This window comes from Variovorax sp. FW305-3-2-15-B-LB1 (assembly GCF_058787635.1).
Genome location: NZ_JBYSZY010000026.1, coordinates 73968 through 84492, shown reverse-complemented (window position 1 = coordinate 84492; position 10525 = coordinate 73968). Strand labels below are relative to the sequence as shown.

At 68.8% G+C, this 10525-nt stretch carries 12 protein-coding genes; 6 read left to right on the top strand and 6 right to left on the bottom strand.

The window, feature by feature from the left end:
* The 3 genes from minC to minE all read left to right on the top strand — a co-directional run.
* A partial coding sequence (gene minC, locus AC3WQR_RS17650; RefSeq protein ID WP_492743013.1) for a septum site-determining protein MinC occupies positions 1 to 387 on the top strand: 387 nt, incomplete at its 5' end.
* Positions 388 to 455: 68 nt separating this feature from the next.
* Positions 456 to 1271, top strand: a complete 816-nt coding sequence (gene minD / locus AC3WQR_RS17645; protein WP_062481817.1) for a septum site-determining protein MinD — start codon at positions 456 to 458, stop codon at positions 1269 to 1271.
* 2 nt (positions 1272 to 1273) lie between these two features.
* Complete coding sequence (gene minE, locus AC3WQR_RS17640; protein ID WP_056574726.1) at positions 1274 to 1546, top strand: cell division topological specificity factor MinE; 273 nt, start codon at positions 1274 to 1276, stop codon at positions 1544 to 1546.
* A gap of 24 nt (positions 1547 to 1570) precedes the next feature.
* Here the strand turns inward: minE and AC3WQR_RS17635 are convergent, their stop codons facing one another.
* The 3 genes from AC3WQR_RS17635 to AC3WQR_RS17625 all read right to left on the bottom strand — a co-directional run bounded on the left by AC3WQR_RS17635 (position 1571) and on the right by AC3WQR_RS17625 (position 6294).
* Positions 1571 to 4510 carry an SEL1-like repeat protein gene (locus tag AC3WQR_RS17635; RefSeq protein WP_492743011.1) on the bottom strand — a complete coding sequence of 980 codons (2940 nt, stop codon included), beginning with the start codon at positions 4508 to 4510 and terminating at the stop codon, positions 1571 to 1573.
* Between the two features lie 64 nt (positions 4511 to 4574).
* Positions 4575 to 5474 carry an alpha/beta fold hydrolase gene (locus AC3WQR_RS17630; RefSeq protein ID WP_070061422.1) on the bottom strand — a complete coding sequence of 300 codons (900 nt, stop codon included), beginning with the start codon at positions 5472 to 5474 and terminating at the stop codon, positions 4575 to 4577.
* Positions 5475 to 5691: 217 nt separating this feature from the next.
* Entirely contained in the window at positions 5692 to 6294 is a 603-nt protein-coding gene (locus AC3WQR_RS17625) for a TetR/AcrR family transcriptional regulator (protein ID WP_062473724.1), read from the bottom strand.
* A gap of 178 nt (positions 6295 to 6472) precedes the next feature.
* Here AC3WQR_RS17625 and AC3WQR_RS17620 point away from each other — a divergent pair, with 178 nt between their 5' ends.
* Together AC3WQR_RS17620 and AC3WQR_RS17615 are read left to right on the top strand one after the other, a co-directional pair.
* Positions 6473 to 7417: a CysB family HTH-type transcriptional regulator gene (locus tag AC3WQR_RS17620; protein ID WP_062473726.1), complete on the top strand. Its 945-nt coding sequence runs from the start codon at positions 6473 to 6475 to the stop codon at positions 7415 to 7417.
* Between the two features lie 113 nt (positions 7418 to 7530).
* Positions 7531 to 7800 carry a hypothetical protein gene (locus AC3WQR_RS17615; protein WP_070061423.1) on the top strand — a complete coding sequence of 90 codons (270 nt, stop codon included), beginning with the start codon at positions 7531 to 7533 and terminating at the stop codon, positions 7798 to 7800.
* Between the two features lie 90 nt (positions 7801 to 7890).
* On the opposite strand, the gene AC3WQR_RS17610 is transcribed toward AC3WQR_RS17615, so the two are convergent.
* Together AC3WQR_RS17610 and AC3WQR_RS17605 are read right to left on the bottom strand one after the other, a co-directional pair.
* Positions 7891 to 8352, bottom strand: coding sequence for an RcnB family protein (locus tag AC3WQR_RS17610; protein WP_062473730.1), 462 nt, complete (start codon positions 8350 to 8352; stop codon positions 7891 to 7893).
* Between the two features lie 146 nt (positions 8353 to 8498).
* The gene (locus tag AC3WQR_RS17605; RefSeq protein WP_492743009.1) at positions 8499 to 9089 is read right to left on the bottom strand and encodes a dihydrofolate reductase family protein; all 591 of its coding nucleotides are present in this window, start codon (positions 9087 to 9089) and stop codon (positions 8499 to 8501) included.
* 110 nt (positions 9090 to 9199) lie between these two features.
* On the opposite strand from AC3WQR_RS17605, the gene AC3WQR_RS17600 reads away from it, so the two are divergent.
* Positions 9200 to 9622 (top strand): winged helix-turn-helix transcriptional regulator, encoded by a 423-nt coding sequence (locus AC3WQR_RS17600; RefSeq protein ID WP_447739819.1) that lies wholly within the window; start codon positions 9200 to 9202, stop codon positions 9620 to 9622.
* Positions 9623 to 9631: 9 nt separating this feature from the next.
* Here the strand turns inward: AC3WQR_RS17600 and AC3WQR_RS17595 are convergent, their stop codons facing one another.
* Positions 9632 to 10525, bottom strand: a complete 894-nt coding sequence (locus AC3WQR_RS17595; protein ID WP_070061427.1) for a VOC family protein — start codon at positions 10523 to 10525, stop codon at positions 9632 to 9634.

Here is a 10525-nt window from a genome sequence, read left to right as displayed (position 1 = left end):
GCGCCCGCGCCGTCGGAAGCCCCGCAGATCGTGCGCGAGCTGCCGGTGCCGGCCAACGGCACGCTGCTGATCGACAAGCCGCTGCGCTCGGGCCAGCAGATCTACGCGCGTGGAGGCGACGTGGTGGTGACGGCCATCGTGAGCTTCGGCGCCGAAGTCATCGCCGACGGCAACGTGCATGTGTACGCGCCGCTGCGCGGCAAGGCCATTGCCGGCGCGCGCGGGAACACCGAGGCGCGGATCTTCTCGACCTGCATGGAAGCGCAGCTGGTGGCCATTGCGGGCATCTACCGCACGAACGAAGTGCCGCTGCCCGAGCCCGTGCTGGGCAAGCCCGCCCAGGTGCGCCTGGACGGCAAAAAAATAGCGATCGACGCGATTCCCTGATGAAAAACCAGGAACGCGGCAGCGCTGAGCATCAATCGACAACTGAATCGAAACAAGAAGGAATGGCGATGGCCAAAATTGTGGTGGTGACCTCGGGCAAGGGCGGCGTCGGCAAGACGACCACGAGCGCCAGCTTCGCGTCGGGCCTTGCGCTCGCCGGCAAGAAGACGGCCGTGATCGACTTCGACGTGGGCCTGCGCAATCTCGACCTGATCATGGGCTGCGAACGCCGCGTGGTGTATGACCTCATCAACGTGATCCAGGGCGAGGCCAACCTGAGCCAGGCGCTCATCAAGGACAAGCAGTGCGACAACCTGTTCGTGCTGGCCGCCTCGCAGACGCGCGACAAGGAAGCCCTGTCGCAGGACGGCGTGGAGAAGGTGCTGACCGACCTGGCCGCCATGGACTTCGACTACATCGTCTGCGACTCCCCCGCGGGCATCGAGACCGGCGCCATGATGGCGATGCACTTCGCCGACGAGGCGCTGATCGTCACCAACCCCGAAGTCTCTTCGGTGCGCGACTCGGACCGCATCCTGGGCATGCTCAGCAGCAAGACCAAGCGCGCCAAGGACGGCGGCGAGCCGATCAAGGAACACCTGCTGATCACCCGCTACAACCCGAACCGGGTGGCCGGCGGCCAGATGCTCTCGCTGGAAGACATTCAGGACATCCTGCGCATCAAGCTGATCGGCGTGATCCCCGAGTCGGAAAGCGTGCTGCACGCCTCCAACCAGGGCGTGCCCGCCATCCACGACAAGGACACCGACGTGGCCCAGGCGTACAGCGACGTGGTCGCGCGCTTCCTTGGCGAAGACAAGCCGATGCGCTTCGTCGAAGCCGAGAAGCCGGGCTTCTTCAAACGGATTTTCGGGAGCAAGTAGGCATGTCGTTTCTTTCGTTCCTGCTTGGTGAGAAGAAGAAGACTGCGAGCGTCGCCAAGGAGCGCCTGCAGATCATCCTCGCTCACGAGCGCTCCAGCCTCAGCGGCAAGAAGCGCCCCGATTACCTGCCCGAGCTCCAGCGCGAGCTGGTGGCGGTGATTTCCAAGTACGTGTCGATCAACGCCGACGACATCAAGGTGCACCTGGAAACCCAGGACAACCTCGAAGTGCTGGACATCAAGATCGAACTGCCCGATCCGGTTCCGGCGCGCTGAGCGCCAGAACCCGGATCAACCGGCTCACGCCGGTTGATCCGGGGCCGCAGCGGGCAGCGCCTCCAGCCGCTGTGCCCACTCGCGGGCCTTGTCTTCGTCGAAGAGCGGACTTTCGCGGTCGCCGTAGAACTGCTCCGCCAGGGATTCCACGCAGGCGCGCTGGCTCTCCAGGTTCTCTTCACAGTCATCGAGCGCGGCGCCAGTGAGCAGCCAGCGCTCGGCGGCTGCCGCGTCTTCCGGCGCGCCCTGACCCTGCATGCGCATCCAGCCCAGCTCGTAGCAGGCCCAGCCCTGCTGGCGCTGGGTGCCGTCTTCCGCCACCTTCTGCAGCGCGTAGAGGGCTTCGGCGTACAAGGCCTTCACTTCCGTTTCTCCCTGGCCTTGTTCGGCCAACGCCCCTGCGTGCAGGCACAGCGTGCGGCCGAGCTGCATCGTGGCGCTGACGTCGCCGGCTTCGTGGCCGCGGCGGAAGTAGCCGATCGCGCGGGCCAGGTCGGGCTCTCCCGGTTCGCCGAGCTTGTACGCCAGGCCGAGGTTGTAGAGCGCCATCGTGTTGTTCTGCTCGGCGGCCCGTTCGTAGTGCCGCATGCCGCCTTCCAGGTCGCGCTCGCCCCCCTCGCCTTCCGTCAGCATGTAGCCGAGATGGGCGTGCGTGGCGGCGTCGTCCTCGCCGCCGTGGGCGATGGCGTGCAGCAGCCACGCGCGCGCCAGAGCGGGTTCGGCGCCGAGGCCGGCCGTGTCCCAGCGCAGCATCTTCGAGAGCTCGCACATCGCCACGGGCAGGCCGTCGGGTAACGCCGTTGCGGGAGCGTCGCCGGGCGCGCGCACGCCGGCGGCGCGCGCCATCCAGCGCAAGGCTTCGCGCGGGTCGGGCTCGATGCCCTCGCCGTCGCGCAGGTGGCAGGCCAGCTCGTAGGCGGCCCGCAGGTCGCCGGCAGCATGGCGCGCGGCCATGTGCTCGGCGTGCGCCTGCTCGCGGCCGTCGGCGTGCAGCCAGACGTACAGGCCGGAGTCGTTGCGCACGGCCTTCACGGGCTCGCCCGCGCCCCAGCGCTTGCGCAGCTCGGAGCGGACCGCCCCGGCCAGCCAACCATCGCTGACCGACAACGCGGCGGTGATCCACGGGTAGGCCTGCGGGTGCAGCACGGCACCATCGGCGCGCAGCACGCCCACGGCGAGTTGCCCCTTCTCGACCTTCGCGCTGCGCGGCACCGGATCGGCGACCAGCCAGCCGAAGTCCTGCGTGCCCCAGGCCAGCGGCTGGAGCGTGCGGTGCCGGCACGGCACCAGCTCGCGGCCGGCGGCCACGTCGTAGATGCCGCGCAGCCACGGCGCGTTCTTCGCCGTGCGCCCGCCCTTGGACGCCACGCGCACCAGGTCGCGCCGGACCATGGCGTGCCCGCGCTCCTCGCCGGTCAGCGGCTCCAGGGTCTCGAAGCGGCCGTAGTCGAAGGGCACGAGCACGCGGCCCTGCCCATCGACCAGGCCGCACAGGCCGTCGGCGCGTTCCACGGCGAAGCGCTTCGGCCGGGCCGGGGTGCCGCGTTCGTTCGACGGATCGTTGTCTTCGCTCGTCAGGATCTCGATGGGGTATTCCTCGAGCAGGTCGACCTGCTCGTACACCGGCTCGATCACGACGCGGCCTTGCGCGTCGAGCAGCCCGCTCTTGCCGTCGCGCTTGGCGTCGAAACCCTCCCAGTCGTGGCGCCACTGAAGGCTTTCGAAATGCGGCGGCACGGCCCATTCGCCGTCCGAGCGCACCAGCCCCCAGCCGCCCTCGTCGGCGCGCGCGGGCGCGAGGCCGAAAGGCGTGAAGTCTTCGGCTTCTTCGAACCGGGGCGAAATCGTCCACTGGCCCTGCAGGTCGATGTACCCGATGCGCTCGCCCACGCGGGCGCGCACCCGGCCTTCGACAAAGCTCCAGACCTCGTCGACCGAGGGCTTGAGCAGCCAGCTGCCATCGGCGCGCAGCAGGCCGACGTGGTCGCCGACCAGGGCCGTGGCAACGTCGCCCTCGAAGGCCCAAACCTCCTCGAGCTGCGGTTCGAGCAGCACGCGCGGTGCCTCGGCGTCGGCGAGCAGCAGGCCGGAGCGCTCGCCTTGCGAGATCCAGAGCAGGCGTGGGTCGCTACCACCGGCGTAGCGGATGTCGTCCCACGCGGGCTCGGCCACGGTGGTGCGATGGCTGGCGCCCTCGTCGTCGTACACCAGGCGCATCACGCCCCAGCGGCCGTCGACCTCGAAGCGCCAGAGGTCGCCGCCCAGGTGGTTGTCGTAGTCCGGACGCTCGTCGTTGTCCTCGTCTTCTTCGGGCTCGAAGTCGGCAAAGCGCTCGTCGCGCGGCTCTTCGTAGCCGTCAAAGTAGGGATGCGACAGGCTGCCGAAGCCGAACTCCCAGGCCCAGGACTCCCAGTCTGCGAAGCGCTTGATGCCCAGCGCCGCGTCGACACCCGGGTGGTTGCCGCTGTCGATGCAGCGGCGCACCTCGGCCCACAGTTCATTGCACTCGCGGCGGTTGCGTTCGATGAAGCCCTCGCCTTCCGTGTCTCCGCCCAGCCAGGACAGTTCGTCGAGGTTGGCGGAAAAGCGCGGCGTGCTGCCCTCCGGCGTGTCGTCGATCAGTTCGGCCAGGTGCAGCGCCACGGCTTCGAACTGCAGCGCGATCTGCGGCAGCGTGTGCAGCATCGGGTGCCGCTCGACAAAGGCGTGCAGCTGCCGGATGCGCGCGAGCGCGGCGTGCGCGTCGCTGGCGAGGTTGTCAGTGCCGGCATCGCCGAAGACGCGCTGGTGGTCGATGGCGTCGCCGGCCGCGCCATCGGCCAGCAGAAGCTGCCAGAGTACGGGGAAGTTGTTGTTGGCTTCGGCGATTTCGTCGGCCGATGCTTCTTCGGTGTCGGGAAGACTGTGTTCGAGATAGAGCCAGGAACGATTGCCCATGTGTTGGTCGGTGCGTGTGTCGTCCATGGCGAAGGCCATGGGTGGCGCCCAGTTTAGGGGCGCCGTTTCACGCGCACGTGACCGCCGGCCGCTACGCCAGGAACTGCGTGACCTGCGCGAGCACGGCCTGCTCTTTCAGGATGCGGCGATGGCCCCAGCCCTGCGTGGGAAAGAGCCGCGCGCCGGCGATCGCATCGCGAAAGGCCTCGGCATCGGCGAAGCGGTTCACGCGGTCGTCGCGGTCATGCACGATGAGCGTCGGCTGCGCGATGCGCGGGCCCACGGCGGCGGGCTCCAGCTGCTGCATCAGGATGCCCTCACGCGCCTCGATCAGGCGCTGCATGCCGGCCCGCGTGCGCTCGCTGAGGCCGAACACCTGCGCGAAGTAGCGCGTGTACTCGCGCGGCGAGGCGGGCGGCGCCAGCAGCACCAGCCGCTGCGCCGGCAGCCCGCGCCCCGCCGCATAGGCCAGTGCATTGGCCCCCAGCGAATGCGCGACCGCCGCGCGCAGCACGTGCCCGTCGGCACCCAGCCGCGCCGCCACGTAGTCGATGGCGCGCGCGAACTGCGGCAGGTTGCTGGCCGTGCCCGCGCTGCGGCCATGGGCCGGCATCTCCAGCAGCACGGGCCGCAGGCCTTGCGCAGCGACGGCCTGGGCCAGCGGCAGCATCTGGCCCGCGTGGCCGCCCCAGCCGTGCACCAGCAGAACGACCGGCGCCGACTCGGCGCCCGAGTCCTGCGCGGCGAGGTGGTAGATGCCGAGGTTCGCGTCCTCGAACGCCCAGGCCTCGCGGCGCCAGTCGGCACCGGGCTGCTGGCCGCGGTACAGCCATTTGGGCGGCAACGGCGTGCCGAACACGCGGTAGGCCGCGCGCACGCCGAGCGCGGGCCACAGGCGTTGCGAGGCGCCGAGGCCGAAGCGCATCGCGCGCATCAGCGGGCTGGCGCTGTAGTAGCCCACGGGGGCGGTGGTGTGGGTGGTGGTGGTCATGAGGAAGGCTTTCGTTCAGGGGCTCAGTACCAGACCCAGTCCTGGTTGCTGCGCGGCAGGCTGCGCAGCGTGTCCTGCACGCCGCGCACACCGAGGAGGGCCGCGTAGGCGGCGATGAAGAGGGCAATGATCAGCATGGTGCTTCTCCTTTTTTATCGCACGGTGGTGCGAAATTAAGGCAAACGAAGAGGCGGTGGCCGTCGTCTGCGGGTGCGCCTCAGGCGCGGTAGCTGGAAAGAAGGCGCTGCCAGGTCTGGCCCGCGCGCTCGGCCGCATGCCCGTCGCGCAGGAAGCGCGCGTCGTGCAGCTGGTTCATCATGATCCCGTTGATCTCGCTCACGAGCTGGGCCGGGTCGGTGTCGGCCTGGAGCTCGCCGGTCTCGACCGCCTGCAGCACCGTGCGGCGCAGCGCGGCACGCCAGCGCGTGATCTCGTCGAAGAGCAGGTCGCGCAGCTCGCCTTCGCGGTCGTCGAACTCGAAGGCCCCGGCCACGTAGAGGCAGCCGTTCTGCGCTTCGACGTCGCGCGTGCGGGCGATCCAGCGCGCGACGATGTCGTTCAGGCGGGGCAGGCCCTTGGGCTTCTGCATGGCGGGCACGAACACCTCGGCCAGGAAGCCGCGGCCGTACTCCTCGATGACGGCCTTCTGCAGCGCCTCGCGCGACCCCACGCGCGAGAACACGCCGCTCTTGGACAGCCCGAGCCGGCTCGCCACGGCCTGCAGCGAGATCGCCTCCAGCCCCTCGGCCAGCGCGAGGTGCATCGCCGCGCCGACGATGGCGGCGCGGGTGAGTTCGCTTTTCTGGGTCTTGGCGTCCATGCGGCGGACTTTAGCACAGTCGTGCGAAATATCAACTTCCCCATGCAGAATGGCTTCATAGATGTTTTGCTCATGTGGAACCAACAAACGCATCGTTCCCCGCATAAGCACTTCTGCCGAGAATCGCCGGTCGGCCCCGACCCGGGGTCCAGACCTCTTTTTTCCTCCTGCGCGCCCGATGAACTTTCAACAACTGCGCTCGGTACGCGAGGCCGTTCGTTGCGGCTTCAACCTGACCGAGGTCGCCCACACCCTTCACACCTCGCAGCCCGGCGTGAGCCGGCAGATCCGCGAACTCGAGGAAGAACTCGGCATCGAGCTCTTCGTGCGCGCCGGCAAGCGGCTCACGGGCCTCACCGAGCCCGGCGGCCACGTGCTGCCGATCATCGAGCGCATGCTGATGGAAAGCAGCAACCTCAAGCACGCAGGCCAGGAGTTCGTGGCGCAGCAAAGCGGCCTGCTCTCGGTGGCGGCCACGCACTCGCAGGCGCGCTATGCGATGCCGGTGGCGGTGCAGGAATTCCGCGCGCAGTTCCCGAACGTGAAACTGCACCTGCACCAGGGCTCGCCCAAGCAGATCGCGCAGATGCTGCTCGACGGCGAGGCCGACGTGGGCATCGCCACCGAGGCGCTGGGCGACTACCCGCAGCTGGTCGCCCTGCCCTGCTACCGCTGGACGCACTCGGTGATCGTGCCGCCGGGGCATCCGCTGCTCGACGCGCCGCTTACGCTGGAGGCGCTCACGCAGCATCCGCTGATCACATACGACACGGGCTTCACGGGCCGCTCGCGCATCGACGAGGCGTTCGAGCAGCGCGGCCTTCAGCCCAACATCGTGCTGGCCGCGATGGACGCCGACGTCATCAAGACCTACGTGCAGCTGGGCCTGGGCGTGGGCATCGTCGCCGGCGTGGCCTACGAGGCCGAGCGCGACACGCAGCTGCGCGCGCTCGATGCGGGGCGGCTGTTCGGCATCAACCTCACCAAGCTCGCGGTGCGGCGCGGCACCTACCTGCGCAAATATGTCTACGCGTTCATCGAGTCGTTTGCGCCGACCTTGACGCGCGCGATTGTCGAGAAGGCCTTGGGCGACGAGGTCAAGGTGTCTCACTACGAGATTTAGCTCAAGCGCAACGAAATCGACACTTCCGGCTCCAGGGTTGAAAAGAATGCGCGCAGCTTCACACAAGCGGCGTACATTCGGGTTAATTCCTTGGCTTCCGGAACGGATCAGCAATGGCATCGACTTCGCAGCAGCAGCAGCAACTACAGGCCACCCGGGCCGCCCAAAAGGCGGCCGATGCAGCGGAGAAGCGCGAACGCCTGAAACGTGCCCTGCCCGCCACGGTCGAGCTGCTGCAAAGCCGCCAGGCCGATCGCATCGACGATCGCGACATCGACGCGTATGTCGATCTCAACTGGCTCGAATGGCATGGCGGCGGTTTGCGCCTCACCATCACCGGGCGCAACGTGTGCGCCCAATCGGCCGCCACCGCGGTGGCCTGACAAGCCCCTCCCCCAGTTCCCCAAAGAAAAACCGCCACAGTCTCCTGTGGCGGTTTTTGCATGTGCGCGGTGCGAGCGCAGTGCGAAGGCTTACTGACCCGCGATGATCTGCGCGATGAGGCCGGTGGCAATGGCTGCGAGCACGTAGTCGCCACCCACGCCCACCCACTGGTAGCCGCGCGGCGGCTGCTGCAGGCGGTAGGCGCGCCAGTCGTTCACCACGTAGTTGCGGCCCCGGTACTCGGTCGGCACGCGGCCGCCACGGCGCCACTCGGTGTGCGGCTGCGGGAAGCCCCGGCGGTCGAACTGGCGGCCGTCGCGGAAGTCCTGGTCGCCGCGGTAGCCGGCGTGAGGGCCGCGATGCCCGCGATGGTCGTCGCGCTGGTCATAACGACCGCCGCCAGGACGGTGGTCATCGCGCTGCTCGTAGCGGCCGCCGCCCGGGCGGTGGTCGTCGCCCCGGCGATCTTGCGCCAGCACGCTGCCTGCTGCCAGGGACATTGCGAGCGCCGCAACGGCGGCAGTGGTGAAGCGCTTGGTACGGAAGATCATCTGGAACTCCTTTTGTGTGTCTGTGATGACGCCTCCATTCTGTGCAGCGCGTGTGTCTGCTTCGGGTGCGTCAGGTCACCGTCAGATGAAATCCGGTAAGCGCAGGTATCTCCACGGCGTGTTGTCCTGCACGCGCGTGACGGACTTCACGCGGGCGCGTAGCGGTTCACCACCATGCCGCAGTCGTAGGCGGTCGATCCGAGCAGGCGCAGCGCATGGCCCTGGCGCGTGTCGTGGAACACCGAGCGGCCCGCGCCGACGGCCGTGGGGTTCACGAAGAACTGGAACTCGTCGACCAGCCCCGCCGACGTGAGCGACGACGCAAAGCCGACACCGCCGATGCTGAGGATGTCCTGGCCCGGCTGGCGCTTGAGCGCGTTCACTTCGTCGGCCATGGCACCGCGCGCGATGTCGGTGCGTTCCCAGCGCGAGGCCTGCAGCTTGTTGGTGAGCACGACCTTGCGCGCCTCGACGATCCGCTGGGCAAAGGCGTAGTCGGGGTTCGCCGGAAAGCGCGTCGCGGCGCGGCCCCAGTGGTCGAGGTAGCCCTCCTCGATGATCTTGCGGCTCAGCAGGAGGGTGCCGACGCCCGCGAACACGGCGTTGAAGTCGCGCTTGAGCGCCGCGTCCCAGCGCCACCGGTCGCCCCAGCCCCACAGCTGCCAGTCGATGTCGCCGTTGGCCGGCGACACGAACCCGTCGACCGACATCTGCATTTGCACGATGAGCTTTCGCATCGGCGTCTCCTTCAGGTCGCTTGCGCAAGCCGATCTCGAAATGCAAGCAGTTTCAGTATTCTCAAACTGGTGCGAAAATGCAAGCAGTTTCTCGAACCGGCGAAATCCCGATGGCCATCCAGCAGAAGTCCCAGTGCCCGATCAACCTCGCGCTCGAAGTCGTCGGCGACCGCTGGAGCCTGCTGATCGTTCGCGACCTGATGTTTGCGGACAAGCGGCACTTCCGCGAGTTCCTGCAGTCCGAGGAAGGCATCTCCTCGAACATCCTCACCGAGCGGCTGAACACGCTGGTCGAACACGGCGTGCTCAGCAAGACCGACGACCCCACGCACAAGCAGAAGGCGCTCTACAGCCTCACGCCGGTGGGCATCGACCTGCTGCCGGTGATCACGCAGCTCGGCATCTGGGGGCGCAAGCACCGGCCGGTGACGGCCGAGAGCGGCGCGCCCGCGGCCGCGCTGGAAAAGGGCGGGCCGGCGCTGCAGAAGAAGATGCGGGCCGCGCTGCGCAAGGCGCACCTGGGCGGCCGCTAGGGCTGCGCCCTACCCGCCCACCGTGCTGTTCGCCGCGTCGGCGCGCACGCGGCCTTGCGCTTCCAGCGCGTCCACCGGCGGCAGGTCGAGTTCGATCCATGCGCCATGCGCGCGTGCGAGGTCGAAGGTGCCGGTCGATTGCGGCCGGTCGGTGTGCAGCACCAGCGCGTAAGGGCCCTCGCCGCGCACGGCGAGGCGCTGTGCGAGCGCGTCACCGCCCAGCTCCGCCGCCGGGGCACGGTCGCGCGGTGACGACAGCACGAGCACGCTGCTGCCGAGCGCGATTACCGCCACGCGCACCTGGCTGGCAGGCACGGCCACGGGTTCGCCGATGTGCGTGCTCGTGTCGTCGGAGACCGTGCCCAGCAAGGCGCGGTAGCGCGCCAGCGTGGCATCGAGGTCGCGCACGGCGATGGCCAGGCTGGCCACGCCGAGCACGCCGTTGGGATGCACGCGCGCGGCGCCCTCGGGCACGCGCAGGGCGCGCCGCGTGAGGTCGCCGCACAGGAACGGCAGGTCGGCCGACGGGGCGCGCGCGGTCTGCCAGCGCAGGTGTTCGCCGTCGGGGCGCACGCGCCCGCCGTCGAGCGGGCCTTCGAGCACGAGGCCGCGCGCTTTCGCATCGGCCACGGTGACGGCGGTGTCGCGCGGCAACAGCGCGAAGTCGACGATGCCTTCGCCGTGCCGCTGCAGCAGCTGCCACCAGCGCTCGGCGGGCGCGGGTTCGCGCCACGCGATGAGTTCGAAATAGCTGCCGTCGCTGAACACGACGAGGGCGTTGTGCGTGCTGCGGCCCGGATGGTCGCCGCCGCGCAGCACATGGAAGCCGAGCGCGGCGTAGTCGGCAATGGCGCGTTCGAGGTCGTGCACGGCGATCACGACGTGGTCGAGGGTCAGGGGCAT